This is a genomic window from Roseovarius pacificus (assembly GCF_900142665.1).
GTDB lineage: Bacteria > Pseudomonadota > Alphaproteobacteria > Rhodobacterales > Rhodobacteraceae > Roseovarius > Roseovarius pacificus.
The window spans coordinates 523,257-549,464 of the sequence record NZ_FRBR01000001.1 but is presented as its reverse complement, the minus strand read 5'-3'; the positions used below and the strand labels follow the sequence as shown (position 1 = coordinate 549,464).

Annotated in this window: 29 protein-coding genes; 27 read left to right on the top strand and 2 right to left on the bottom strand. The window is 60.8% G+C overall.

What is annotated here, in order from left to right; translation table 11 throughout:
- Positions 1 to 16: 16 nt before the first annotated feature.
- The 27 genes from BUB53_RS02655 to BUB53_RS02525 all read left to right on the top strand — a co-directional run bounded on the left by BUB53_RS02655 (position 17) and on the right by BUB53_RS02525 (position 23,350).
- The gene (locus BUB53_RS02655; RefSeq protein WP_073032380.1) at positions 17 to 799 is read left to right on the top strand and encodes a crotonase/enoyl-CoA hydratase family protein; all 783 of its coding nucleotides are present in this window, start codon (positions 17 to 19) and stop codon (positions 797 to 799) included.
- 264 nt (positions 800 to 1,063) lie between these two features.
- Complete coding sequence (locus BUB53_RS02650; RefSeq protein WP_073032378.1) at positions 1,064 to 1,429, top strand: NADH-quinone oxidoreductase subunit A; 366 nt, start codon at positions 1,064 to 1,066, stop codon at positions 1,427 to 1,429.
- Positions 1,420 to 1,953, top strand: coding sequence for a NuoB/complex I 20 kDa subunit family protein (locus BUB53_RS02645; RefSeq protein WP_073032376.1), 534 nt, complete (start codon positions 1,420 to 1,422; stop codon positions 1,951 to 1,953). Before BUB53_RS02650 ends, BUB53_RS02645 begins: the two co-directional genes overlap by 10 nt.
- 55 nt (positions 1,954 to 2,008) lie before the next feature.
- Complete coding sequence (locus tag BUB53_RS02640) at positions 2,009 to 2,617, top strand: NADH-quinone oxidoreductase subunit C (protein WP_073032374.1); 609 nt, start codon at positions 2,009 to 2,011, stop codon at positions 2,615 to 2,617.
- Positions 2,614 to 2,820 carry a hypothetical protein gene (locus tag BUB53_RS02635; RefSeq protein ID WP_229709452.1) on the top strand — a complete coding sequence of 69 codons (207 nt, stop codon included), beginning with the start codon at positions 2,614 to 2,616 and terminating at the stop codon, positions 2,818 to 2,820. The genes BUB53_RS02640 and BUB53_RS02635 overlap by 4 nt, the downstream gene beginning before the upstream one ends.
- Positions 2,820 to 4,037: an NADH-quinone oxidoreductase subunit D gene (locus tag BUB53_RS02630; RefSeq protein ID WP_073032372.1), complete on the top strand. Its 1,218-nt coding sequence runs from the start codon at positions 2,820 to 2,822 to the stop codon at positions 4,035 to 4,037. The genes BUB53_RS02635 and BUB53_RS02630 overlap by 1 nt, the downstream gene beginning before the upstream one ends.
- Complete coding sequence (locus BUB53_RS02625; protein WP_229709453.1) at positions 4,034 to 4,321, top strand: hypothetical protein; 288 nt, start codon at positions 4,034 to 4,036, stop codon at positions 4,319 to 4,321. The genes BUB53_RS02630 and BUB53_RS02625 overlap by 4 nt, the downstream gene beginning before the upstream one ends.
- Positions 4,322 to 5,515, top strand: coding sequence for an NADH-quinone oxidoreductase subunit E (locus tag BUB53_RS02620; RefSeq protein WP_073032370.1), 1,194 nt, complete (start codon positions 4,322 to 4,324; stop codon positions 5,513 to 5,515).
- A gap of 37 nt (positions 5,516 to 5,552) precedes the next feature.
- Positions 5,553 to 6,293, top strand: a complete 741-nt coding sequence (locus BUB53_RS02615) for a hypothetical protein (RefSeq protein WP_073032359.1) — start codon at positions 5,553 to 5,555, stop codon at positions 6,291 to 6,293.
- A gap of 17 nt (positions 6,294 to 6,310) precedes the next feature.
- The gene (locus tag BUB53_RS02610) at positions 6,311 to 6,538 is read left to right on the top strand and encodes a DUF5337 domain-containing protein (RefSeq protein ID WP_073032357.1); all 228 of its coding nucleotides are present in this window, start codon (positions 6,311 to 6,313) and stop codon (positions 6,536 to 6,538) included.
- 6 nt (positions 6,539 to 6,544) lie between these two features.
- Positions 6,545 to 7,840 carry an NADH-quinone oxidoreductase subunit NuoF gene (nuoF, locus tag BUB53_RS02605; RefSeq protein WP_073032355.1) on the top strand — a complete coding sequence of 432 codons (1,296 nt, stop codon included), beginning with the start codon at positions 6,545 to 6,547 and terminating at the stop codon, positions 7,838 to 7,840.
- Positions 7,841 to 7,845: 5 nt separating this feature from the next.
- Positions 7,846 to 8,175: a hypothetical protein gene (locus BUB53_RS02600; protein WP_073032353.1), complete on the top strand. Its 330-nt coding sequence runs from the start codon at positions 7,846 to 7,848 to the stop codon at positions 8,173 to 8,175.
- A gap of 127 nt (positions 8,176 to 8,302) precedes the next feature.
- Positions 8,303 to 8,716: a DUF5333 domain-containing protein gene (locus BUB53_RS02595; protein WP_084728815.1), complete on the top strand. Its 414-nt coding sequence runs from the start codon at positions 8,303 to 8,305 to the stop codon at positions 8,714 to 8,716.
- Positions 8,717 to 8,722: 6 nt separating this feature from the next.
- Positions 8,723 to 10,744 (top strand): NADH-quinone oxidoreductase subunit NuoG, encoded by a 2,022-nt coding sequence (gene nuoG, locus BUB53_RS02590; protein WP_073032351.1) that lies wholly within the window; start codon positions 8,723 to 8,725, stop codon positions 10,742 to 10,744.
- Positions 10,744 to 11,148, top strand: coding sequence for a hypothetical protein (locus BUB53_RS02585; RefSeq protein ID WP_073032348.1), 405 nt, complete (start codon positions 10,744 to 10,746; stop codon positions 11,146 to 11,148). Before nuoG ends, BUB53_RS02585 begins: the two co-directional genes overlap by 1 nt.
- 7 nt (positions 11,149 to 11,155) lie before the next feature.
- Positions 11,156 to 12,193 (top strand): NADH-quinone oxidoreductase subunit NuoH, encoded by a 1,038-nt coding sequence (gene nuoH, locus BUB53_RS02580; RefSeq protein ID WP_073032346.1) that lies wholly within the window; start codon positions 11,156 to 11,158, stop codon positions 12,191 to 12,193.
- 6 nt (positions 12,194 to 12,199) lie between these two features.
- Complete coding sequence (locus tag BUB53_RS02575; protein WP_073032344.1) at positions 12,200 to 12,967, top strand: class I SAM-dependent methyltransferase; 768 nt, start codon at positions 12,200 to 12,202, stop codon at positions 12,965 to 12,967.
- A gap of 3 nt (positions 12,968 to 12,970) precedes the next feature.
- The gene (gene nuoI / locus BUB53_RS02570) at positions 12,971 to 13,465 is read left to right on the top strand and encodes an NADH-quinone oxidoreductase subunit NuoI (protein ID WP_073032342.1); all 495 of its coding nucleotides are present in this window, start codon (positions 12,971 to 12,973) and stop codon (positions 13,463 to 13,465) included.
- On the top strand, positions 13,462 to 13,875 hold the full coding sequence (locus BUB53_RS02565) for a carboxymuconolactone decarboxylase family protein (RefSeq protein WP_073032340.1): 414 nt from the start codon (positions 13,462 to 13,464) through the stop codon (positions 13,873 to 13,875). The genes nuoI and BUB53_RS02565 overlap by 4 nt, the downstream gene beginning before the upstream one ends.
- Positions 13,872 to 14,480, top strand: coding sequence for an NADH-quinone oxidoreductase subunit J (locus BUB53_RS02560; protein ID WP_073032338.1), 609 nt, complete (start codon positions 13,872 to 13,874; stop codon positions 14,478 to 14,480). The genes BUB53_RS02565 and BUB53_RS02560 overlap by 4 nt, the downstream gene beginning before the upstream one ends.
- Before the next feature lie 132 nt (positions 14,481 to 14,612).
- On the top strand, positions 14,613 to 14,918 hold the full coding sequence (nuoK, locus tag BUB53_RS02555; protein WP_073032336.1) for an NADH-quinone oxidoreductase subunit NuoK: 306 nt from the start codon (positions 14,613 to 14,615) through the stop codon (positions 14,916 to 14,918).
- 4 nt (positions 14,919 to 14,922) lie between these two features.
- Positions 14,923 to 17,037: an NADH-quinone oxidoreductase subunit L gene (gene nuoL / locus BUB53_RS02550; protein ID WP_073032334.1), complete on the top strand. Its 2,115-nt coding sequence runs from the start codon at positions 14,923 to 14,925 to the stop codon at positions 17,035 to 17,037.
- Positions 17,037 to 18,584: an NADH-quinone oxidoreductase subunit M gene (locus BUB53_RS02545; RefSeq protein ID WP_073032332.1), complete on the top strand. Its 1,548-nt coding sequence runs from the start codon at positions 17,037 to 17,039 to the stop codon at positions 18,582 to 18,584. The genes nuoL and BUB53_RS02545 overlap by 1 nt, the downstream gene beginning before the upstream one ends.
- 15 nt (positions 18,585 to 18,599) lie before the next feature.
- Complete coding sequence (gene nuoN / locus BUB53_RS02540; RefSeq protein WP_073032330.1) at positions 18,600 to 20,033, top strand: NADH-quinone oxidoreductase subunit NuoN; 1,434 nt, start codon at positions 18,600 to 18,602, stop codon at positions 20,031 to 20,033.
- A gap of 110 nt (positions 20,034 to 20,143) precedes the next feature.
- Positions 20,144 to 20,893, top strand: a complete 750-nt coding sequence (locus BUB53_RS02535) for a biotin--[acetyl-CoA-carboxylase] ligase (protein WP_143163138.1) — start codon at positions 20,144 to 20,146, stop codon at positions 20,891 to 20,893.
- Between the two features lie 10 nt (positions 20,894 to 20,903).
- Positions 20,904 to 21,683 carry a type III pantothenate kinase gene (locus BUB53_RS02530; protein WP_073032325.1) on the top strand — a complete coding sequence of 260 codons (780 nt, stop codon included), beginning with the start codon at positions 20,904 to 20,906 and terminating at the stop codon, positions 21,681 to 21,683.
- Positions 21,680 to 23,350, top strand: a complete 1,671-nt coding sequence (locus BUB53_RS02525; RefSeq protein ID WP_073032323.1) for a ribonuclease J — start codon at positions 21,680 to 21,682, stop codon at positions 23,348 to 23,350. The genes BUB53_RS02530 and BUB53_RS02525 overlap by 4 nt, the downstream gene beginning before the upstream one ends.
- 158 nt (positions 23,351 to 23,508) lie before the next feature.
- On the opposite strand, the gene BUB53_RS02520 is transcribed toward BUB53_RS02525, so the two are convergent.
- Both BUB53_RS02520 and BUB53_RS02515 read right to left on the bottom strand, forming a co-directional pair.
- The gene (locus BUB53_RS02520) at positions 23,509 to 24,966 is read right to left on the bottom strand and encodes a DEAD/DEAH box helicase (RefSeq protein ID WP_073032321.1); all 1,458 of its coding nucleotides are present in this window, start codon (positions 24,964 to 24,966) and stop codon (positions 23,509 to 23,511) included.
- Between the two features lie 196 nt (positions 24,967 to 25,162).
- Entirely contained in the window at positions 25,163 to 26,179 is a 1,017-nt protein-coding gene (locus BUB53_RS02515) for a glycosyltransferase family 2 protein (RefSeq protein ID WP_229709455.1), read from the bottom strand.
- Between the last annotated feature and the right edge of the window lie 29 nt (positions 26,180 to 26,208).

The following is a 26,208-nucleotide window of genomic DNA, read 5'->3' as shown; positions in this document are numbered from 1 at the left end:
TGCAGGAGGGTAAGGAATGTTTGAAACCATCAGTATCGAGTGCGACGCGCGTGGTGTGGCCACCCTTTGGCTGGACCGGGCGGAAAAGCATAATGCCTTGTCGGCGCAGATGATTGCGGAACTGACGCAGGCCGCAGGACAACTGGCTGCGGATGAGGCAGTGCGCGTGGTCGTTCTGGCCGCGAAGGGCAAGACGTTCTGTGCGGGCGGAGATCTGGGCTGGATGCGCGAGCAGTTCGAAGCCGACTCCGAAACGCGTTCGAGCGAAGCCGCCAAGCTGGCGCATATGTTGCAGGCGCTCAATACCCTGCCGAAACCCATGATCGGGCGGGTGCATGGCAATGCCTTTGGCGGAGGTTTGGGCATGGCCAGCGTATGCGACGTGGCCATCGGGGCCGATCATATCCTGCTGGGATTCACGGAAACCCGGCTGGGGCTGATCCCGGCGACCATCGGGCCCTATGTCTGCGCCCGGATGGGCGAAGACAAGGCGCGGCGCGTGTTCATGTCGGGCCGCCGGTTCGGTGCGGATGAGGGGGTGACGCTGAACCTTTTGGCCCGCGCCGTGCCCGAGGTCGAACTGGATACGGCCATCGAAGCCGAAGTCGCCCCGTATCTTGAATGTGCGCCGGGGGCGGTTGCGCGGGCCAAGGCGTTGCTGCGCCATCTCGGCCCGCGTATCGACGACTCGGTTATCGCTCACACGGTGGAGGAACTGGCGGCGTGCTGGCGGGGCGAGGAAGCACCGGAAGGGATCGGCGCATTTTTCGGCAAGAGCAAACCGTCCTGGACAAGCTGAAAGATTCGGCAGGCCCGCGGACAGGGCGTGTGCGCCTGTCCTGTTCAACTGTCCTGAAAGCCAGGCCTGCCTGGGTTTTCTGCGTATAACTTCAGCGTATTCGCCTTATTTGTGTACTGTAGAATACATTGATTACGACAAACAGTTTCACAAATTGGAATATGTTCTGCGTCGGTTGACCCTGATCGGGGGCGGGGGTAAACCCTGCGATAGTCTGTACAGCCATCTGAATGCGTGCGCGACGCGCATGAAAGGAGCCATCCCGTGGACGAGATGCTGAGGGAATATCTTCCCATTCTGGTTCTTCTGGCCATTGCCATTGGTCTTGGTCTGGTGCTCATCCTTGCGGCGGTTGTCGCTGCGGTCCGCCACCCCGACCCCGAAAAACTGAGCGCGTATGAATGTGGCTTCAACGCCTTCGACGATGCGCGCATGAAATTCGATGTCCGGTTCTACCTGGTTTCGATCCTGTTCATCATCTTCGATCTGGAGATCGCGATGCTTTTCCCATGGGCCGTGGCCTTCAAGGACGTGTCGATGGTGGGCTTCTGGTCGATGATGGTGTTCCTGGCCGTGCTGACCGCCGGCTTTGCCTATGAATGGAAGAAAGGGGCAATGGAATGGGAGTAGCGACCGGACTGAACACTGCCGGGGTCGACCGCGAGGTCGCCACGCAGGAGTTGAACCGCGAGTTGCAGGACAAGGGATTCCTTGTCACCTCGACCGAGGACATCATCAACTGGGCGCGGACCGGCAGCCTGCACTGGATGACCTTCGGCCTGGCCTGTTGTGCGGTCGAGATGATGCACTCCTCGATGCCGCGCTATGACCTCGAACGCTTTGGCACCGCGCCGCGCGCCAGCCCGCGCCAGTCGGATCTGATGATCGTGGCCGGCACGCTGACCAACAAGATGGCCCCGGCGCTGCGCAAGGTGTACGATCAGATGCCCGAGCCGCGTTATGTGATCTCGATGGGGTCCTGCGCCAACGGGGGCGGCTATTATCACTACAGCTATTCGGTTGTGCGGGGATGCGACCGGATCGTGCCGGTCGACGTCTACGTGCCGGGCTGCCCGCCGACCGCCGAGGCATTGGTATACGGCATCATGCAATTGCAGCGGAAAATCCGCCGGACCGGGACGATCGTGCGCTAAGCGCGCCTGACAGATAACGGCGCGCCAATACGGGCCGCGCGAAAGGACGAAAACGATGAGCAACGCGCTGAAAGAACTGGGCGCCCATATCGAGGTCAAACGCCCCGATTGCGTGCTGGGTTGGGATGTCACCCATGACGAACTGAACGTGGATGTCGCGCTGGCCAATATCGTGGGACTGGTGGAGTTTCTGAAAACCGACCAGACCTGTCGTTTCTCTACTTTGGTGGACATCACCGCCGTCGATTACCCCGAGCGGGCCAAGCGGTTCGATGTGGTCTACCATTTCCTGAGCATGTACCAGAACCAGCGTATTCGCCTGCGTGTTGCCGTGCGCGAAGAGGATATGGTGCCCTCGATCACTGATGTGCACCCTTCGGCCAACTGGTTCGAGCGCGAAGTGTTCGACATGTTCGGTATCCTGTTTTCGGGCCATCCGGACCTGCGCCGCATCCTGACCGACTATGGATTTCGCGGGCATCCGCTGCGCAAGGATTTCCCGACCACGGGCTATACCGAGGTGCGCTATGACGAGGTGCAGAAGCGCGTCGTTTACGAGCCCGTCAGCCTTGTTCAGGAATACCGGCAGTTCGACTTCATGTCGCCGTGGGAAGGGGCGGAATACATCCTTCCGGGTGATGAAAAGCAGGAGGAGGCGAAATGATGGGCGGAGGTTACGGAATGGGCGGCGGCGGTTTTCTGTTCCTCGTTGTCATGGCCGTGTTGGTCGTGGTGCCGTTCTGGCGGCTGTTGCCGAAATTCGGCATTCCAAGCTGGGTGGCTCTGGTTTCTATCATCCCTCTCGGCGCGCTGATCCTGCTGTGGGTCATGGCGTTTCGCGACAAGATTGACGGAGGGCGTGCGTGATGGACGGCTCCAAGTTTGACGATGCCCTGACGGGCGAACAGAAAATCCGCAATTTCAACCTGAATTTCGGTCCTCAGCACCCGGCGGCGCACGGGGTGTTGCGGCTGGTGCTGGAACTCGACGGTGAGATTGTCGAGCGGTGCGATCCGCATATCGGCCTGCTGCATCGCGGCACCGAAAAGCTGATGGAAAGCCGCACTTACCTGCAAAACCTGCCTTATTTCGACCGGCTCGATTACGTGGCGCCGATGAATCAGGAGCATGCCTGGTGTCTGGCCATCGAAAAGCTGACGGGCGTCGAGGTGCCGCGCCGGGCACAGCTGATCCGGGTGCTCTTTTCGGAAATCGGCCGTATCCTGAACCATCTGCTGAACGTCACCACGCAGGCGATGGACGTTGGCGCGCTGACCCCGCCGCTCTGGGGGTTTGAAGAGCGCGAAAAGCTGATGGAATTCTACGAGCGGGCCTGCGGCGCGCGCCTGCACGCGGCTTATTTCCGCCCCGGTGGGGTGCATCAGGATCTGCCGCCCGCCCTGATCGACGATATCGAAACCTGGGCCAATGAATTTCCCAAGGCTCTTGACGATATCGACGGCCTGCTGACCGAGAACCGGATTTTCAAGCAGCGCAACGCCGATATCGGTGTCGTGACCGAAGAAGATATCCAGAACTGGGGTTTCTCGGGCGTGATGGTGCGCGGCAGCGGTCTGGCGTGGGATCTGCGCCGGGCGCAGCCCTATGAGTGCTATGACGAGTTTGAATTCCAGATTCCCGTAGGAAAGAACGGCGATTGCTATGATCGCTATCTGGTGCGGATGGAAGAGATGCGCCAATCGGTTTCGATCATCCATCAGGCGATCGAAAAACTGCGTGCGCGCGAAGGGCAGGGCGATATTCTGGCGCGTGGCAAGCTGACCCCGCCAGCCCGTGGTGAGATGAAGACCTCGATGGAGGCATTGATCCATCACTTCAAGCTGTATACCGAAGGGTTCCGCGTGCCCGAGGGCGAGGTTTATGCCGCCGTCGAGGCCCCCAAGGGGGAATTCGGCGTGTATCTGGTGGCCGATGGCACCAACAAGCCCTATCGCGCCAAGCTGCGCGCGCCCGGTTTCCTGCACCTTCAGGCAATGGACCATGTGGCTGGCGGGCATCAATTGGCCGATGTGGCAGCCATTATCGGGACCATGGATGTTGTGTTCGGGGAGATCGACCGGTGATCAATTATGTGACGAAAGCCGTCGCTGTGCTGAGTATCCTTCCGCTGGCGGCCTGTGATGTGCCGCCCGAAGGTGTCGAACCTGCCGATATTTCGGAATATGAACTGGCCGTATCGACCATCGGCTGCCAGATGGTGACCGAAGCCGATTATCAGCCGGTCGAGCTGCAAGCGGGGCTGACCCGCGAGCAGTCCAAGGCGATCACCTCATACATGCTGGCCACGGGCAAGGCCGAACGCTTGCCCCAAGGCGGTGTGAAACTGACGACAGGAGCCTGTGCCTAGATGCTGAGACGTCTCCACCACGAGCAGCCCGACAGCTTTGCCTTCACGCCTGAAAACCAGGCCTGGGCCGAGGCTCAGATGACCAAGTATCCCGAGGGCCGTCAGGCCAGTGCGGTGATTCCGCTGTTGTGGCGCGCGCAAGAGCAGGAAGGCTGGTTGACCCGCAAGGCGATCGAATATGTCGCCGAGATGCTGGGGATGCAATATATCCGCGCGCTCGAAGTCGCGACCTTCTATTTCATGTTCCAGCTACAGCCGGTCGGCAGTGTGGCGCATATTCAGGTCTGCGGCACGACCTCTTGCATGATCTGCGGCGCCGAAGACCTGATCGCGGTTTGCCGTGAAAAGATAGCGCCGAACGCACATGAACTTTCAGCGGATGGTAAGTTCAGCTGGGAAGAGGTGGAGTGCCTTGGCGCCTGCGCGAACGCGCCCATGGCGCAGATCGGCAAGGATTACTACGAAGACCTGACCGCCGAGAGTTTCGCACGCCTCATCGACGAGATGGCCGCAGGCAAGGTGCCCACGCCGGGCCCGCAAAATGGCCGTTATGCAAGTGAACCGGCGTCGGGATTGACCAGCCTCAAGGATTTCGAAAGCGGTCGGCACCAGTACAATGCCAGCGTGCAGCGGGCCACCGATATCGGCGACACGATCAAGCGTATCGACGGTACCGAGGTGCCGCTATTGTCCCCGTGGCGTGACCGTGGGGCCAACCATCAGCCCGCCGACCCGGCCGTCAAGCTGAACGCCTCTCCCCAAGAGGTGGGGGCCAGAGCCGCGAAACCGAAAGTTGCGGGCAATGCCAGCGTTGATAAAACGGGGATTTCCAAGCGTGAGGCGCAGGCCGAAACCAAGGCCAAACCCGAAGTCAAACCTGCCGCGGAACCCAAGGCCGCCGGGCCGGGTAAGAAACCACGTACAATGAAAGCGCCCCGCAAAGCGGGGGCCGATGACCTCAAGCAGATCAAGGGCGTCGGACCGAAACTCGAAAAACTGCTTCACGAGCTGGGATTCTTCCATTTCGACCAGGTGGCGAAATGGAGTGAGGACGAGGTGCAGTGGGTTGACCAGAACCTTGAAGGATTCAAGGGCCGCGTCAGCCGCGACAATTGGGTCGAACAGGCGAAACTGCTGGCCGAGGGCAAGGAGACGGAGTTTTCCTCCAAGGTCAAGAAAGGAGGCGTCTATTGAAGGCGCCCGTCTAGACACCAATAGGGGGTAGTTAGTGATGTCGAATTCGGAAGGTTGGAGCATGTGCCGCATCGTTTGCTGGGCCATCGCCGCCATTGTTGGCGTGCTGGTGCTGTGGGGCACGACGTCGGCGGTAGGTTTCGTGGCGGCGGTGTTGGCCGGTGCGGCCATCGCGGTATTTCTGGGTTTGGTCCTGACACGCCTTTTCTGCGCGGCAGCCGGACAGCCTGTCGCGACCTCGCACGCGGTCAAGGACACGGCGACCGATGTGGCCGACAAGGCCAGGACCGTTGCGGCCGATACAGCAAAAGTGGCCAGGGACGCCGGTGAGAAAGCCGCAGGCGCCGCGAAAGATGCAACCGGCGATATCGCCGAGGCGGCAAAGTCGGCCAAGGGCACGGCGGGCGATGCGGTCGAAACGACCAAAGCTTCGGGGAAAGACGCCATTCCCGATTATGACGGCGACGGCGTCAAGGAAGGCACCGAAGAGGGCAGCCGCCCCGAAGGTTTGTCCGCGCCGCGCGGTGGAAATGCCGATGATCTCAAGCAGATCAAGGGGATTGGCCCCAAACTGGAACTCTTGTGTAATGAACTGGGGTTCTACCACTTCGACCAGATCGCCGGTTGGGGCGTGGATGAGGTGGCTTGGGTCGATGCCAACCTCAAGGGTTTCCGCGGGCGCGTCAGCCGCGACAACTGGGTCGAACAGGCCCGGATTCTGGCCGGGGGCAGTGACACAGAATTCTCCAAGCGCGTCGAAGACGGCGACGTATATTGACGGAGTGAAACGAAACGATGGGAGACCGTTCGACCGATATGCATCTGGCACGCAAGGGCCGCGCCGTGGGTGTGGTGATTGCCGTGACGATGCTGGTCTGGATGGGCGCCCAATGGCTGGGAGGGCAGATGGGCTGGCCGGTGCGCTTTGTCTTTCTGTTCGATCTTGCTGCCATCGCGGCCCTGATCTGGGCCTTGGTGGTAACTTATCAAATCTGGCGCACGCGCCGGGATAACCGAGGGTGATAACGGATGCTCAAGGACGAAGACCGTATCTTTACCAATCTCTACGGGATGCATGACCGCTCCCTCAACGGGGCCAAGGCACGTGGACATTGGGACGGGACGGCGAAAATCCTGCAAAACGGTCGCGACTGGATCATCGAACAGATGAAGGCCAGCGGGCTGCGGGGCCGTGGCGGTGCGGGGTTCCCGACCGGTCTCAAATGGTCGTTCATGCCCAAGGAAAGTGATGGGCGTCCGTCATATCTGGTGGTCAATGCGGATGAGTCCGAGCCGGGCACCTGCAAGGACCGCGAAATCATGCGTCATGATCCGCACACCCTGGTCGAAGGATGTCTGATCGCGTCTTTCGCGATGAACGCGCATGCCTGTTATATCTACATCCGCGGCGAGTACATTCGTGAGCGCGAGGCATTGCAGGCCGCGATCGATGAGGCTTACGAGGCCGGGCTGATCGGCAAGAACGCCTGCAAATCGGGCTATGATTTCGATCTTTACCTGCATCACGGGGCCGGGGCCTATATCTGCGGCGAGGAAACCGCGCTGCTGGAAAGCCTCGAAGGCAAGAAGGGCATGCCGCGCATGAAGCCGCCGTTCCCGGCAATGGCTGGCGTTTACGGTTGCCCGACCACGGTGAACAACGTGGAATCCATTGCCGTCGTACCGACGATCCTGCGGCGCGGACCGGACTGGTTCGCTTCGTTCGGGCGGCCCAACAATGCGGGGACCAAGCTGTTCGCGGTGTCCGGCCATGTCAATAATCCCTGCGTCGTCGAAGAGGCGATGTCGATCACCTTCGAAGAGCTGATCGACAAGCATTGCGGCGGTATTCGCGGGGGGTGGGACAACCTCAAGGCCGTGATTCCGGGCGGTTCGTCGGTGCCCTGTGTGCGGGGCGAGAACATGCGCGATGCGGTTATGGATTTCGACGCCCTGCGCGAGGTCGGATCGAGCCTCGGTACGGCGGCTGTGATCGTCATGGACAAGCAGACCGATATCATCAAGGCGATCTGGCGCCTGTCGAAGTTCTACAAACACGAAAGCTGTGGCCAGTGCACCCCATGCCGGGAAGGCACCGGATGGATGATGCGGGTCATGGACCGGCTGGTGCGTGGCGAGGCCGAAGTCGAAGAGATCGACATGTTGTTCGATGTGACCAAACAGGTGGAGGGGCACACGATCTGCGCGCTTGGCGATGCGTCGGCCTGGCCCATCCAGGGCCTGATTCGCAACTTCCGCGACGAGATCGAGGACCGTATCAAGGCCCAGAAATCCGGTCGTGTCAGCGCAGTGGCGGCGGAGTAAGCGGTATGCGCAGGACAACTCTCATTTTGCTGGCGGCATTGGCCCTTGGGGCCTGTGCGAAGAAGACCGAACGGGTGACGTTTGACGGTGTTTATTTCCCGTTGAAATCCAAGAAGGCTTCGGATGACCGTCAGGATTTTGTCGTGACGGTCCGCAAGGCCGAGCAGAACCTGGAACTCGCACGGGAAGCGGGACGGTACGAGGGCACACGGTATTGCCTCCAGAATTTCGGAACCTCCGAGATCGACTGGAGCCAGGGCCCCGATGCCGAGGACGGAACCGTGATGCTGTCGGGCGGTAGTCTGACATTCCGGGGGCGCTGCGCTCTATGGTGAAACTCCTTTTGATATCAGCGGCTTGGGAGGCTTGCTATTGTATAGCATCCGCCCTGGTCCCCATCTGCGCCGCAGATGGGGCGGCGCGTCATGCGCGGCCTGCTGATGCAATGAAAGGATATGTGCCATGCGTATGATGAAATCCCTGATTCTCGGTGCCGTGATGGTGGCCACCGCCGCCACTGCCCAAGCCACTGCAAAATCCGGCCTGCCCGCCGAGAAAGAAATCAACGATGGTCTTCTGGTGGTTGCGGTGGCCGACAAGATACGCCGCGAATGCGATGCCATTTCGGCGCGGCTGTTCACCGCGCGCGCCTATTTGACCGATCTCAAGGATCGGGCTGCCGAGCGGGGGTATTCGGAAGCCGAGATCGACTCCTACATCAACAACGACGTGGAAAAGGCCAAGATGCGCATGAAGCGCAACGCCTATTTCAAGGCGCGCGGCGCAAGCAATCTGGACCCTGCCAGCCTGTGTAGCCTTGGCCGCGACGAAATCCGGAAGCAGAGCCAGATTGGCCTGCTGCTGAAAGCGAAGTGAGAAATCATGTCTGACCTGCGCAAGATCATCATCGACGATCAGGAACTGGAAGTGGACGGCGCCATGACGCTGATCCAGGCTTGCGAAGAGGCCGGGATCGAAATCCCGCGGTTCTGCTATCACGAGCGGCTGTCGATTGCCGGCAACTGCCGTATGTGCCTTGTCGAGGTGGTCGGCGGCCCGCCGAAACCGGCCGCCTCCTGTGCGATGCAGGTGCGCGACCTGCGGCCTGGGCCCGAGGGCCAGCCGCCGGTGGTCAAGACGAATTCGCCGATGGTCAAGAAGGCCCGCGAAGGGGTGATGGAATTCCTGCTGATCAACCACCCGCTGGATTGCCCGATCTGCGATCAGGGCGGCGAGTGCGACCTGCAGGATCAGGCCATGGCCTATGGCGTGGATTTCAGCCGTTACCGCGAACCCAAGCGCGCGGTCGATGATCTGGATCTTGGCCCGCTGGTCGAAACCCACATGACGCGCTGCATTTCCTGCACCCGTTGCGTGCGTTTCACCACCGAGGTGGCGGGCATTAACCAGATGGGTCAGACGGGACGGGGCGAAGACGCCGAGATCACCAGCTATCTGGGGGAAACGCTGGACAGCAACATGCAGGGCAACATTATCGACCTGTGCCCGGTCGGGGCGCTTGTCTCCAAGCCCTACGCCTTCACGGCCCGCCCGTGGGAGTTGCGCAAGACCGAGACCATCGACGTGATGGATGCGCTTGGTGCCAATATCAGGGTGGATACCAAGGGGCGCGAAGTCATGCGTATCCTGCCGCGCAACCATGATGCCGTGAACGAGGAATGGATTTCCGACAAGACGCGCTTTGTCTGGGACGGGCTGCGCCGGCAACGTCTGGACTGTCCGTATGTGCGTGAAAACGGCAAGCTGCGCGCCGCCACCTGGGATGAGGCATTGGCCAAGACCGCAGAAGCAGTCAAGGGTGCGTCCAAACTGGCGGGTCTGGTGGGTGACCTTGCCCCGGTCGAGGCCGCGTTTGCCCTGAGGCAATTGATCGAGGGGCAGGGCGGTTCCGTGGAATGCCGTACTGACGGCGCGCGCCTGCCTGCGGGCAATCGTTCGGGGTATGTCGGCACGGCGTCTATCGATGACATCGACAGCGCGAAGTTCATTCAGTTGATCGGCACCGATCCGCGGGTCGAGTCGCCGGTTTTGAACGCACGCATTCGCAAGGCGTGGCTCAGGGGGGCACAGGTTGGCCTTGTGGGCGAAGCTGTTGACCTGACCTATGAATACGAGCATGTCGGGACGGGCCGCGAGTCGCTGAAATCACTGCTCGACAAGGACTATGGGCAAGTTCTCGACGCACCTTCCGTGGTGATCGTCGGCCAGGGCGCGCTCAACGAAGCCGATGGCGAGGCGGTTCTGGCGGCGGCCATGAAGCTGGCCGGGGACACGCAATCGAAACTCATGGTTCTGCATACCGCTGCGGCGCGTGTCGGCGCGATGGATGCGGGATGCGTCACCGAAGGCGGCATGACGGCGGCAATCGACGGGGCCGACGTGATTTACAATCTCGGCGCGGACGAGGTCGAGATTCAGGACGGCCCCTTCGTGATCTATCAGGGCAGCCATGGCGACCGCGGCGCGCATCGCGCCGATGTGATCCTGCCGGGCGCCGCTTACACCGAGGAACAGGGCCTGTTCGTGAATACCGAAGGCCGTCCGCAACTGGCGCTGCGCGCCGGGTTCGCGCCGGGTGAGGCCAAGGAAAACTGGGCGATCCTGCGTGCGTTGTCGGGTGAGATGGGGCAGGCGTTGCCCTATGACAGCCTGGTTCAGCTTCGTAAGGCTCTCGTGGCCGAGGTGCCGCATCTGGCGAAAATCGATCAGGTTCCCGAGAACGATTGGCAGGCATTGCCGCAGGGCAAATTGGGCACTGCCGATTTCCGCCTGACGATCCGGGATTTCTATCTGACGAACCCGATCGCACGGGCCAGCGAGTTGATGGCGGAACTCAGTGCCAACGCCAAGGCCCGCAGCAGCGCGCCGGTGGCCGCCGAGTGATGCGGCGCGTGGCGCTCATATCGCCGATGACGCTGGCCTTTGCCGGGGCGGTGTCGGGCTGTGAAATGCCCGACCCGAACGGGGGTGCCGGTTTCTCACCTGACTACAGGGGGGTCGAGACGCGTTTGCTGGACAATGATCTGGTCAGCTTTCAGGTCTCGATGGGCGGTGCGCGCAATGCAGAAGATGTCAGCCGCTACGCCGAATGCGCGGCGGCGCAATATACCCTGATCCGGGGATACGGATTTGCCCGGCATTTGCGCACAAATGTCGAGGAAGCGGGTGGTATCTGGAGTGGCGATGCGGTTTATACGATCTCGCCGGCGCTGCCCCAGGGATTGAAGACAATCGACGCAGAAGTCGTCGCCGCCGATTGCGCGGAAAACGGAATACCGATGGTGTGAGGACCTGATGGCTGAATTCTTTACAACCCCACTTGGGATCGCGGTGATTATCGTGGCGCAATGCCTTGCAGTGGTCGGCTTTGTCATGATCTCGCTTCTGTTTCTGGTCTATGGAGACCGTAAGATCTGGGCCGCTGTCCAGATGCGCCGCGGACCGAACGTGGTGGGGACATTCGGCATTCTGCAATCGGTGGCCGACGCACTGAAATATGTCGTCAAAGAGGTCGTCGTTCCCGCAGGGGCCGACAAGGCGGTGTTCATGCTGGCCCCGATGACCAGTTTCGTGCTGGCAATCCTTGCCTGGGCGGTGATCCCGTTCAATGACGGTTGGGTGCTGAGCGATATCAACGTTGCGATCCTGTTCGTCTTTGCCGTGTCTTCGCTGGAGGTTTACGGCGTAATCATGGGGGGATGGGCCTCGAACTCGAAATATCCGTTCCTTGGATCGCTGCGTTCGGCGGCGCAGATGATTTCCTATGAGGTCAGCATCGGCCTGATCATCATCGGGGTTATCATCTCGACCGGCTCGATGAATTTCAGTGCGATCGTTGCTGCGCAAGATACGGGGTATGGATTCTTCGGCTGGTACTGGCTGCCGCATTTGCCGATGGTTTTCCTGTTCTTCATCTCGGCCCTGGCTGAAACCAACCGCCCGCCCTTCGATTTGCCCGAGGCTGAATCGGAACTGGTTGCCGGATATCAGGTGGAATATTCCGCAACGCCTTTCCTGTTGTTCATGGCCGGTGAATACATCGCCATTTTCCTGATGTGCGCGCTGACCTCGCTGCTGTTTTTCGGAGGATGGCTGTCGCCCATTCCGGGGCTGCCCGATGGCGTCCTGTGGATGGTGGCCAAGATGGCGTTCTTCTTCTTCATCTTCGCGATGGTCAAGGCGATCACCCCGCGTTACCGCTATGATCAGTTGATGCGCATTGGCTGGAAAGTGTTCCTGCCGCTATCGCTGGCCTGGGTGGTGATCGTGTCGTTCCTTGCCAAGTTCGAAGTGCTTGGTGGTATGTGGGCCCGTTGGGCAATCGGAGGCTGATGAACTATGGGCGTCGACTACGTCACATTTGACAGGCTGGTCGATCTGTCTACCCGGTTCAAGCCGGAGGGCCGTACGCTCATGCTTGGCCGTCAGGGGTTCAAGATCAAGCGTCGCGACGCCAAACGCTATGAGGCAAGCCTGAGAAAGAACGGGGTTGAGGCACGGCGTTTCGATTTCCTTCAGGAAGACGGCTATGCCGAAACCCTGATGCGTAAACTGGGCTTTGGCGAGATGGAAACGATGGACTTCTCGGATTACGAGGGCGCCAGCATCTTGCACGATCTCAACAAAAGACCGCCGAAAGAACTGGAGAACCAGTTCGACTTCATCTTTGACGGTGGTACGGTGGAACATGTTTTCAACGTGCCGGTGGCGCTTGAAGGGCTTTATCGGATGTTGAAGCTAGGTGGGCGCCTGGTGTCGTTGAATGGGCTGAACGGCTGGTATGGGCACGGTATGTACCAGTTCAATCCTGAATTGGTCTGGACCTTCTGGAAACGCGCGTGCAATTGCGAAGTCATCGACTGCCGTGCCATTCCCGAGGATCCGACAGAGCCTTACGAGCAAGTCGTTTTCGGCGATCCCGCCGACACGGGCCGCCGCCTGCGGTTGAAGAAGAAGATCGGGCCGGGACGGACTTATCTTTATTACGAGATCGAAAAGACATCGAAATCCCGCCTGCCGAAGATTGCGCTGCAAAGCGACTATGAAACCAAGTGGCAGGGCCACGATACCGCCGGGCAAACCCGGTTCGAAGACGCCAGGAGCTGACCCATGACGCAAATCGACTATGGACGCGCCGCAGGCTATTTCCTGCTCAAGGATTTCTTCAAAGGCTTCCGGCTGGGGCTGAAGTACTTCTTCGCTCCCAAGGCCACCTTGAATTACCCGCATGAAAAAGGGCCGCTCAGCCCGCGGTTCCGTGGCGAACACGCGCTGCGACGGTATCCCAACGGCGAAGAGCGTTGTATCGCCTGCAAGCTGTGCGAAGCGATCTGCCCGGCGCAGGCCATCACCATCGACGCCGAGCCCCGTGATGACGGCAGCCGCCGCACCACGCGTTACGACATTGACATGACGAAATGCATCTATTGCGGCTTCTGTCAGGAAGCATGCCCGGTGGATGCCATCGTCGAGGGGCCGAATTTCGAATTCGCAACGGAAACCCGCGAAGAGCTGTTCTATGACAAGCAAAAACTGCTTGAGAACGGTGAACGTTGGGAGGCCGAGATCGCCCGCAACCTGGAACTGGACGCGCCGTACCGATGAGCGATCACAGTAATCCCTTTGCGGCCTTAATGGCGCAGGCACAGGAAATGGCGAAGGCCATGAATCCTGCGCTCGAGTCGTTTTCGCCCAAGGGAATGGAAAAACTGTGGCCGACCATGCCCAAGGACATCATGGAGATGACTTTTGGCAAGGGCTTCAGTAAGGACGGGCTCGATGCCAAGACGCGGCTTTTGCTGACGCTGGCGGGGCTGACCATGCTGGGTGCGCAAAGCGATACACAGATTCGCATGACGGTGCGCCACGCATTGGAAGCGGGTGCCACTAAGGAAGAGATTGCCGAAACCATCGCGCAGATGGCGATGTTCGCCGGCATTCCGTCGATGAACCGGGCGATGGATTTCGCCCGTGAAGTCATGGACGAGAACGAGGGAAAGGATAACGAGACATGAGCCTGACGGTACTGTCATTCTATCTGTTTGCGGTCTCGGCGCTGGCCGGGGGGCTGTTCACCGTGATCAGCCGCAACCCCGTGCATTCGGTGCTGTGGCTGATCCTGGCCTTCATCAGTTCGGCGGGGCTGTTCGTTCTGCTGGGAGCCGAGTTCGTGGCGATGCTTCTGATCATCGTCTATGTCGGTGCGGTCGCCGTGTTGTTCCTGTTCGTCGTGATGATGCTGGATGTGGATTTCGCCGAACTCAAGGCCGAGATGGCCAAATACATGCCTCTGGCGCTGCTGATTGGGGTGATCCTGCTGATGCAGTTCGGGCTGGCCTACAGCAACTGGCATATGGCCGAAACCGCCGAAACGGCGCGCGGTGCGGTCGCGCCCGACGGGGTCGAGAACACAGCAGCCCTGGGGCTGCTGATTTACGACAAGTATTTCCTCCTGTTCCAGACGGCGGGCCTGATCCTGCTGGTGGCGATGATCGGGGCAATCGTCCTGACGCTGCGCCATCGCACGGATATCAAACGCCAGAACGTTCTGGCGCAGATGTATCGCGATCCGGCAAAGGCGATGGAACTGAAGGACGTGAAGCCGGGGCAGGGGCTCTGAGCTTTTGACCCGCCCCGGACCCGATCCGGGGCCTCCCGGCCAAAAGCGCCGGGGCAAACAGGAAGAGGTCCCGGGTCAGGCCCGGGACGCGTTGAAAAGAAAGACGGACGGGCAGAGCCCGGAGGGACACGCATGATTGGACTTGAACATTACCTGACGGTGGCGGCGGCGCTGTTCGTCATCGGGATTTTCGGCCTCTTCCTGAATCGGAAGAACGTCATCATCCTGCTGATGTCGATCGAACTGATGCTGCTCTCGGTCAACATCAACCTCGTGGCCTTTTCCGCCCATCTGGGCGATCTGGTGGGGCAGATTTTCACGCTGTTCGTCCTGACCGTCGCCGCCGCCGAGGCGGCGATCGGGCTGGCCATTCTTGTCTGTTTCTTCCGCAACCGCGGCACTATCGCCGTGGAAGACGTCAACGTGATGAAAGGCTGATCCGATGGAGTTGACCATTCTTTTCGCGCCTCTCATCGGGGCCATCATCGCCGGCTTCGGCTGGCGCATCATCGGAGAGACCGGGGCGCAGTGGCTGACCACCGGCTTGCTGTTCCTGTCCTGTATTCTGTCGTGGATCGTGTTTCTGGGCCATGACGGGCAAACCCATATCGTCCATATTCTGGACTGGATCGAATCCGGTACACTGAGCACGTCATGGGCAATCCGGCTGGACCGGCTGACCGCGATCATGCTGATCGTCGTGACTTCGGTTTCGGCGCTCGTGCATCTTTATTCGATGGGCTACATGGCTCATGACGAGAATTTCCGCGAGGGCGAAAGCTACAAGCCGCGCTTCTTTGCCTACCTGTCGCTGTTCACCTTCGCGATGCTGATGCTGGTCACGGCCGACAACCTTGCGCAGATGTTCTTTGGCTGGGAGGGCGTAGGCCTCGCATCCTACCTGCTGATCGGGTTCTATTTCCGCAAGCCAAGCGCCAACGCCGCGTCAATCAAGGCCTTCGTGGTCAACCGCGTCGGCGACTTCGGGTTCATCCTCGGCATCATGGCGCTTTATTTCCTGACCGACTCGATCCGGTTCGAGGATATTTTCGCCGCCGGTCCCGAACTGGCCGAAACGCAGCTCAGCTTTTTGTGGACCGAGTGGAATGCGGCCAACCTGATCGCCTTCCTGCTGTTCGTGGGGGCCATGGGCAAGTCGGCGCAGCTGTTCCTGCACACCTGGTTGCCCGACGCGATGGAAGGCCCGACCCCGGTGTCGGCGCTGATCCACGCCGCCACGATGGTGACGGCAGGTGTGTTCCTTGTCTGCCGCATGTCGCCGATCATGGAATACGCACCCGAGGCCATGGGCTTTGTCACCTTCATCGGGGCCACCACGGCGTTTTTCGCGGCCACGGTGGGGCTGGTTCAGAACGACATCAAGCGCGTGATCGCCTATTCCACCTGTTCGCAGCTTGGCTACATGTTCGTGGCGGCCGGTGTGGGCGTCTATTCGGTGGCGATGTTCCACCTGTTCACGCACGCCTTCTTCAAAGCAATGCTGTTCCTCGGGGCTGGGTCGGTGATCCACGGGATGCATCACGAGCAGGACATGCGCAACTATGGCGGCCTGCGCAAGAAACTGCCCTATACGTTCTGGGCGATGCTGATCGGGACACTGGCCATTACCGGCGTCGGTATCCCGCTGACCCATTTCGGCTTTGCCGGGTTCCTGTCCAAGGATGCCGTTATCGAATCCGCTTACGCAGGCACGGCAGGCGGTTATGCCTTCTGGATGCTGGTCATCGCGGCGCTGTTCACCAGTTTCTACAGCTGGCGGCTGATGTTCCTGACCTTCTGGGGCAAACCGCGCGGCGACAAGCACACGCATGATCACGCGCATGAAAGCCCGACGGTCATGCTGGTGCCGCTTGGTGTTCTGGCGCTTGGCGCGGTGTTCTCGGGGATGGTGTGGTACAACAGCTTCTTCGGGGACCATGCCCAGGTGAACAAGTTCTTCGGTATTCCGGTTCACCATGCCGAGGCCGATGCCGGGCATGGAGAAGAGACCGCCACCGAGGATCAGGCTGCTGCTGACGCCAGCAATGATGAGGCGGCTGTGCAAGAGGGTGGCGAACCCGCCGCCGCGATCCATGCAATGGCTCCCGAAGGCGCGATCTTCATGGGCCCCGACAATCATGTGATGGACGATGCGCACCACGCGCCGACCTGGGTCAAGATCAGCCCGTTCATCGCCATGGTGATCGGTTTCGTGGTTGCACTCTGGTTCTATATCTGGGATCCGTCGATGCCGCGCAAACTGGCCGAAAACCAGCGCCCGCTTTATCAGTTCCTGCTGAACAAATGGTATTTCGACGAAATCTACGACTTCCTGTTCGTGCGTCCCACCAAGGCGCTTGGCCGGTTCCTGTGGAAACGCGGCGACGGGGATGTCGTCGACGGAACGATCAATGGCGTGGCCATGGGGATCATTCCCTTCTTCACCCGCCTCGCAGGGCGGGCGCAATCGGGCTACATCTTCACCTATGCCTTCGCGATGGTGATCGGGATCGCGGTCCTGGTGACCTGGATGACTTTCATCGGAGGGGCTGAATAATGGACAACCTTCTTTCCATCTCCACGTTCATCCCCGCCATCGCGGCAGCGATCCTCGCGATCTTCCTGCGCGGCGAGGATGCAGCGGCACAGCGCAATGCCAAGTGGGTTGCGCTGATCGCCACGACGCTGACCTTTATCGTGTCGCTGTTCATCCTGGCCGGGTTCGATCCGAACGATACGGGCTTCCAGTTCGTGGAAGAGCATCAGTGGCTTCTGGGCCTCAAATACAAGATGGGTGTGGACGGGATCAGCGTTCTGTTCGTGCTGCTGACCACCTTCATGATGCCGCTGACCATCGCCGCGTCGTGGAACGTGACCAAGCGGGTCAAGGAATACATGATCGCCTTCCTGATCCTCGAAACGCTGATGTTGGGCGTGTTCATGGCGCTCGATCTGGTGCTGTTCTACCTGTTCTTCGAGGCGGGCCTGATCCCGATGTTCCTGATCATCGGCATCTGGGGCGGCAAGGAACGCATTTATGCCTCCTTCAAGTTCTTCCTCTATACCTTCCTTGGCTCGGTGCTGATGCTGGTGGCGATGGTGGCGATGTTCTCGGACGCGGGGACCACCGATATCGTGACCTTGCTGAACCACCAGTTCGGGTCGGAAAGCTTCAGCATCCTCGGTGTGCATGTCGTGGGCGGCATGCAGACGCTGATGTTCATCGCCTTCTTCGCCAGCTTCGCGGTCAAGATGCCGATGTGGCCGGTGCACACATGGCTGCCGGACGCGCACGTTCAGGCCCCCACGGCGGGCTCGGTCGTTCTGGCGGCGATCCTGCTGAAGATGGGGGGCTATGGCTTCCTGCGGTTCAGCCTGCCGATGTTCCCGGTCGGGGCCGAGATCATGACCCCGCTGATCCTGTGGATGTCGGCCATTGCCATCGTTTACACCTCGCTGGTCGCCTTGGCGCAGGAAGACATGAAAAAGCTGATCGCCTATTCGTCGGTCGCGCATATGGGCTATGTCACGATGGGTATTTTCGCGGCGAACCAGCAGGGGATCGACGGTGCGATTTTCCAGATGATCAGCCACGGGTTCATCTCGGGTGCGCTGTTCCTTTGTGTTGGCGTCATCTATGACCGGATGCACACCCGCGAGATCGACGCCTATGGCGGTCTGGTCAACCGGATGCCGGCCTATGCGCTGATCTTCATGCTGTTCACCATGGCTAATGTCGGCCTGCCGGGCACGTCCGGGTTCATCGGTGAATTCCTGACGCTGATCGGTGTCTTCCAGGTCAATACCTGGGTGGCACTGGTGGCGGCCTCGGGCGTGATCCTGTCGGCGGCCTATGCGCTGTGGCTCTATCGCCGTGTCGTGTTGGGCGACCTGATCAAGGAGAGCCTGCGCTCGATCACCGACATGACCACCCGCGAACGTGCGATCTTTGCGCCGCTGGTTGTCATGACACTGTTGCTCGGCGTTTATCCGAGCCTTGTCACCGACATCATCGGCCCCTCGGTCGAAGCCCTGATTTCCAACTACGACACGGCCCTGGCTGAGGCGCACGCCGCCAGCCAGATCGCCGAAGTGTCGCATTAACGGAGGCCCTGAGACATGCAGGCTGATCTGAATATTATCCTGCCCGAGATCGTGATCTCGGTCTATGCGATCGCCGCGCTGTTGTTCACGGCCTATACCGGCAAGGACCGGATGGCAGGAATGCTACTGTGGCTGACCGCCGGTTTGCTGGGCGCCATGGCGATCTGGATCGGCGTGACGGGAGATGGCTCGCGCACTGCATTCGGCGGCATGTTCAACGATGACGGCTTTGCCCGCTTCGCCAAGGTGACGATCCTGTTGTCGGCTGCCGCGGTCATGGTGCTGGGACAGGAATACATGATGCGCCGGAAAATCCTGCGCTTCGAGTATCCGATCCTGATCGCGCTGTCTGCCGTCGGCATGATGCTGATGGTCAGCGCCGGGGACTTGATGGCGCTTTACATGGGGCTGGAACTGCAATCCTTGGCGCTTTACGTCGTCGCCTCGCTGCGCCGCGACAGTGCCAAATCCACCGAGGCGGGCCTGAAATACTTTGTGCTTGGCGCGCTCAGTTCGGGGCTGCTGCTTTACGGTGCATCGCTGACCTATGGCTATGCCGGAACGACGCTGTTCTCGGGCATCATCGAAGCGGCCGAAGGGCAGGCGCCGGTTGGCTTGCTGTTCGGGCTGGTCTTCGTGATCGCCGGTCTGGCCTTCAAGGTGTCGGCGGTTCCCTTCCATATGTGGACGCCGGATGTCTACGAAGGCTCGCCCACGCCGATCACGGCCTTCTTTGCGACCGCGCCCAAGGTTGCGGCCATGGGACTGTTTGCCCGTGTGGTGCACGATGCCTTTGGCGGCGTCGTAGGCGATTGGCAGCAGGTGCTTGCACTGCTCAGCCTTCTGTCGATGTTCCTGGGGGCCGTGGCGGCAATCGGGCAGACCGATATCAAACGCCTGATGGCCTATTCCTCGATCGCGCATATGGGCTATGCACTGATGGGGCTGGCGGCGGGCGATGCCTTTGGCGTGCAGGCGATGCTGATCTATATGGCGATCTATGTGACCATGAATATCGGCACCTTCGCCTTTATCCTGTCGATGGAGCGTGACGGCCAGCCGATCACCGAGATCGCAAGCCTGAACATGTATTCGCGCGCCCATCCGGCCCGCGCCCTTGCCATGCTGATCCTGCTGTTCAGCCTGGCTGGTGTGCCGCCGCTTCTGGGCTTCTTCGGCAAGCTCTACGTGCTGCGCGCCGCCTATGAGGGCGGGTTGGCCTGGCTGGCGGTGGCTGGCGTGATTGCTTCGGTGATCGGTGCCTTCTACTACCTGCGCATCGTCTACTACATGTATTTCGGCGAAGAACGAGAGCCGCTGGAAACCTCCCGGTCGCCCGTGCAATGGAGTTTCCTGATGGTGTCGGCGGCGCTGATGCTGTTGGGGATCATCAACATGTTCGGTGTCGAAGGCATGGCTCAGGCTGCGGCAGCGACCCTTGTCAACTGACGCTTGCACTGGGTGGATTGAACAGGTGACGCGCCTCGGGCGCGTCGCTTTGTTTGTGGGCGTCCCTTTGGGGCGCCAGCATCGGGAGAACGATGAACATGGCGCATGATATGGCCGCCTGGCCGCATGGGGTGGGCCGCAGGGTGCTGGCCGAAGTGGACAGCACCAATGCCGAGGCCGCGCGTATCGCCCCGAATCTGACCGGCCCGGAGTGGATACTCGCCCTGCGCCAGACCGCGGCGCGCGGGCGACGTGGGCGCGCATGGACAAACCCACAAGGCAACTTTGCCGCGACTTTGGTGATGCGCCCTACCGAAAGCCCGGATCAGGTGGCGCTGCGGTCTTTCGTGGCCTCGCTGGCGCTCTATGACGCTTTTGTCGCCGCCACGGGCCGTGCCGAAGGGTTTACCCTGAAATGGCCGAATGACGTTTTGCTGAACGGTGGCAAGCTGGCCGGTATCCTGTTGGAAAGCGCGGGCAGCGCGGCGGGCCTGTCGTATTTCGCGATCGGGATCGGCGTGAACCTGGCGCAGGCCCCGTCCCCGGACCAGGTCGAGCCGCAGGCGTTGCGGCCTGTCTCGTTGCTGTCCGAGACCGGGGCAGAGGTAACCCCCGAGGAATTCCTCGACCTGCTTGCCCCGGCCTATGCCCGTTACGAGGCGCAATTCACCACCTACGGCTTTGCGCCCATTCGCACCGCTTGGCTGGATCGCGCCGCAAAACTGGGGGAGGTCATTACCGCGCGCACGGCGCGGGACGAATTCACCGGTACGTTCGAGACAGTGGACGAGGCCGGTAATCTTGTTCTAACAACAGCGAAATCCCGGCATGCCATCCCGGCGGCTGAGGTCTTTTTCTGAGGGACGCGCCATGCTTCTGGCCATCGATTGCGGCAACACGAACACTGTTTTTTCGATCTGGGACGGAGAGAAATTTCTGTGCACCTTGCGCACCTCGACCCATCATGCACGCACTGCGGATGCCTATTTCACATGGTATTCCACATTGGTGAAACATTACGGGATCGACGCGGACATCACGGATGTGATCATTTCGTCCACTGTGCCAAGGGTGGTGTTCAACCTCAGGGTTTTCGCCGACCGGTTCTTTGGGTGCCGTCCGGTGGTGGTGGGCAAACCGGAATGCCGGTTGCCGCATGCGCCGCGCGTCGATCCGGGCACGCAGGTGGGGCCTGACCGTTTGGTGAACTCGGCCGGGGCGTTCGACCGGCATGGCGGGGATCTGATCGTTGTGGATTTCGGCACCGCAACGACCTTTGACGTCGTGGCGCATGACGGGGCCTATGTGGGCGGGGTGATTGCGCCGGGAGTGAACCTGAGCCTTGAAGCCTTGCACATGGCGGCGGCGGCGCTGCCGCATGTGGATGTGACCAAACCGCAAAAGGTGATCGGCACCAACACCGTCGATTGCATGCAATCAGGTGTGTTCTGGGGCTATGTGGGCCTTGTGAACGGAATTTGCGACCGTATCCGCGCCGAATATGAGAAGCCGATGCGCATCATCGGCACCGGTGGGCTGGCACCGCTGTTTGCGCAGGGCGAGATGCTGTTCGATTTCATCGAAGACGACCTGACGATGCACGGCCTGACCGTGATTCACGACTATAACAAGAAAGCAGAGACTATATGAGCAGTGACAGACTGATCTACCTGCCCCTCGGTGGGGCGGGCGAAATCGGCATGAATGCCTATGTCTACGGATATGGCAAACCGGGGCAGGAACGGTTGATCCTTGTCGATCTGGGGGTGGCCTTTTCCGATATGGACACAAGCCCCGGTGTCGACCTTATTTTTCCCGACATGACATGGCTGGCCGAGCGGCGCGACCAGTTGGAGGCGGTGTTCATCACCCATGCCCATGAAGATCATGTCGGCGCGGTGGCGCAGTTTTACGAAGATCTCGGTGCGCCGGTTTATGCGCGGGCGTTTACGGCCAATATAGCAAGGCGCAAGATGGAGGAGTTCGGCTATTCCGAAAAATCCGTGCGCACGGTTTCGGCCTGGCCCGAGGTGACGCAGGCGGGGCCGTTCAGCGTGGGGTTCATACCGATTTCCCATTCGATTCCAGAGAGTTCCGGGTTGGTGATCGACACGCCTGCGGGCCGTGTGGTGCATTCGGGGGATTTCAAGATCGACGCGAACCCGGTGGTCGGAGAGGCGTTCGATCCCGAGCTGTGGGGCAGTCTGGCCGAGTCGGGCGTCAAGGCGCTGATGTGCGATTCTACCAATGTTTTCAATGCACATGAAGGGCGTTCTGAAAGTACCCTTGGGCCGGATATCGAGGCGTTGGTTGCAGGCGCGAAGGGGATGGTGGTGGCGACGACCTTTGCCAGCAACGTGGCGCGGGTCAGGACGCTGGCCGAGGCGGCGGACAGGGCCGGGCGTTCGGTCTGTCTGCTGGGGCGGGCGATGCGGCGGATGATCGAGGCCGCCGTCGAAACCGGCGTTCTGACCAGTTTTCCGAAGACCATAAGCCCCGAGGAAGTAAAGGAAATTCCGCGCGAGAACGTGATGCTGATCGTCACTGGCAGTCAGGGTGAGCGGCGCGCGGCGAGTGCGCAACTGGCGCAGGGCAAGTATCAGGGGATCACGTTGAAAGAGGGGGATACGTTCCTGTTTTCCTCGAAAACGATCCCTGGAAACGAACGTGGCGTCATCAGAATTATCAATCAATTCAGTGAGATGGGCGTCGATGTGGTGGACGATTCCGATGGGAAGTACCACGTGTCCGGCCATGCCAACCGCCCCGATTTGGAGGCGTTGCAGGATCTGTTGCAACCAGATGTTGTGGTTCCGATGCATGGCGAACACCGTCACTTGCGTGAGCATGTCAAACTGGCCAAGGAAAAACGGCGTCAGGGGATATTGGCGGTGAACGGGACGATGGTGGACCTGACGGGCAAGCGGGCCGAGATCTGCGATTATGTCGAGACCGGGCGCGTCTATCTGGATGGCAGTATCAAGATCGGGGCGCTGGACGGGATCGTGCGCGACCGCATTCGCATGGCGCTGAACGGGCATGTGATGGTCAATGTCATTCTTGACGAGGATGACGAGCCGCTTGGCGAACCCTGGTGTGAAATCAAAGGCTTACCGGAAGAAGGGCGCAGCCGCGCGCCGCTGGTGGATGTGCTGGAGGAAGACCTGAGCCAGTTCATGGGCCGGGCCGGGCGCAAGACCATGACCGACGATGAGAAGCTGGAAGAGGGGCTGCGCAAGATCACGCGGCAGTCGGCGCAGACCGAGATTGGCAAGCGCCCCGAGGTGACGGTGATCATCAGCCGGTTGAGCGCGTAGTTTCGTACAAAACGTACGAAGTGTACGCGGGTTTTGTACGAAACTCGGCCCTCATCGCGAAACGTGCATCCATCATGGACGCAAAACAAAAAACCAGCCGTTTTTGCGGCTGGTTTTTTTAATCGTGATGCGCTTGGGGTGAGGTGCGGTGCGCAGGCTCAGCCGGTGCGGCGTTCGTCGAAACTGAGGGCGATGAAGCTGGGCATGTGATCGCCCATCCCGACGACCGGCTTGCCGCCAGCGTCCGACCTGCCGCGACCGCCGCTGCTCCGGCGCGGGCGCGGTTTGGAGGACGAATTGTCCTCTGCGGGTTTGGTGTCGGGGGCCGCCGGGGCGTTGTTGTCTGTCGCTTCGACCGTCTGGGCCGCGGCCTCGTCGGTTTTGGGTTTCCGGCGGCTGCGCGTTTTGCGCGGCGGTTTGTCGTCGCCCCTGGCCTCGTCCGTGGTGTCGGGTTGGGGCGCGGCCCCTTTGACCGGATTGTCGAGGCGCGGCACCTCTTTCTGGATCAGGCGCTCGATGTCTTCGAGGTTCTTTTCGTCACGGGGCGCACAGATCATCATCGCCTTGCCGTCACGTCCGGCGCGGCCGGTGCGGCCGATACGGTGAACGTAATCCTCGGCATGGCCGGGAACGTCGTAGTTGAACACATGGCTGACCGAGGGCACATCGAGCCCGCGTGCGGCCACGTCCGAGGCGACGAGAATCTTCAACTCGCCGTTGCGGAAGGAATCGAGCGTTCTGGTGCGCTGCGACTGGTCGAGATCACCGTGGATCGGGGCGGCGTCATAGCCGTATTTCCTGAGCGACTTGGCGCAGATATCGACATCGACCTTGCGGTTGCAGAAGACGATGGCGTTGGTGCATTTGTCGCCCTCGGCGTCGATCAGGGCGCGCAGCACCTTGCGCTTTTCGCTGTCGGCGCGATCCCGGCGCGAGGGTTTGAACATCACCACGCCCTGTTCGATGGTTTCGCTGGCGGTGGCCTGACGGGCCACTTCGATGCGTTCGGGCGCTTGCAGGAAGGTGTTGGTGATGCGTTCGATCTCGGGCGCCATGGTGGCCGAGAAGAAGAAAGTCTGCCGGGTGAAGGGCGTGAGGCTGAAGATGCGTTCGATGTCGGGGATGAAGCCCATGTCGAGCATGCGGTCGGCTTCGTCCACCACCATGATCTGCACGCCGGTCAGCAAGAGCTTGCCGCGTTCGAAATGATCCAGCAGGCGGCCCGGTGTGGCGATCAGCACATCGACGCCCTTGTCGATCAGCTTGTCCTGTTCCTTGAAGCTGACCCCGCCGATCAACAGCGCCTTGGTCAGTTTCAGGTGTTTGGAATAGGTATCGAAATTCTCGGCCACCTGTGCGGCCAGTTCCCGCGTGGGGCAGAGCACGAGGCTGCGCGGCATCCGGGCGCGGGCGCGGCCACGGGCCAGAAGCGACAGCATGGGCAGGGTGAAACTGGCGGTCTTGCCGGTGCCGGTCTGGGCGATGCCCAGAACGTCGCGCCCTTCGAGGGCCGGGGGAATCGCGCCGGCCTGAATGGGTGTCGGTTCTTCGTAACCGGCTTCTTCAATGGCTTTGAGGACCTTGGGGTTCAGGTTCAGATCGGAAAATTTTGTCATGTGTGTCCGTAGTTTGCGGACACTTTCCTGGCCCGCACGTCTGTTCAGGGTCGGGCCCGTGTGGCCCTGTGGTTTGTCACATCTGTGACCCTTGACTCTGCGTTTACCGGAAAGCGGGGGGGTGGGTCAATGCGACCTCGGATCAAGGATACGATCCTGCGCAGGATGTAGGTATTGTTGCGAAAAAGGCAACAGTTCAGACGTATTTCGGGAAATGACGGGCGCGTTTGGCATCGAGATCGAGCGCGATGTCGTGCAGATGACCGAACCGGGCCAGCCGGTCGCGCAGGTCCGGCGTGGCGGTGCAGACCTCGGTGAAGAAGGATTCGAGCGCCGCTTCGCCGTTATCGGATTCGAGCAGGGTGAAGAGGGCGTTCATGCTGAGCCCATCGCCGGTGGGCGAGGACGGCGGTTTCAGCCCGTCGCGATACGATCCCTGTTCCAGCCGGAACCGGTAGGCGGCGCGCCAGCGGTTCCAGTCGGGCGCGTGCAGATGACACAGGAGCGTATCGGTCAGGGTGGCTGGGTCCGAATCCCTGGCGCCGTCGAAAAAGGCGTTGTGGATTCGCAGGGCGGCGTCGGGCTGGCCGGTGCGGATGAACACCTTGCCCGCCACATGGCTGAGAAATCCGCCATGCAGGTGCGGGCCGTAGGTGGGGTAGATCTGTGCCGTCTGGTCGCGGCGTTCGCCCTGATAGCGGGAGCAGCCCTTGAACCATGCATGCCCCGGCGCGGGGGGATCGGCGGGATCGGGGGCCATGGCCTCGACCGGGCGGATGCGGGCGCTGCGGGTGCCGGGAGGCAGGGCGGCGAGCTGATCGGGCAGGGGCGTGGCGGGCGCGGGCCAGAGGAACTCGTCCACGTCGATATGGGCCAGCCAATCGACCTGCGGGCGTTTGTTGAGGCAATGGGTGGCGTTCATAGATTGCCGGGGCTGATGCGCCTCGGGGCGTTTGCCCCGGCGTTTCCAGTAGCCGTCGTCGCACAGGGTGACGCGGCATTTGGGATGCGCCTTGAGCGCGGCGAAGGCCCTGGGATTGTCGGCATCCAGATAGATATGCAGGCGGTGCGCGCCCAGATCGAGATGGTGCGCGGCGAAGTTCAGGATATCGGTGGTCTCGGCCTTGATCGTGGCGACAAGGCCCCAGGTGGGCTGGCTCATGGGCGGCAGAATGCGGGTTGCGGCGGGGCGGCGCAAGGGGCAAGTGGACATGAAAAAGGCGCCGCTGCCGGGGCAGGGCG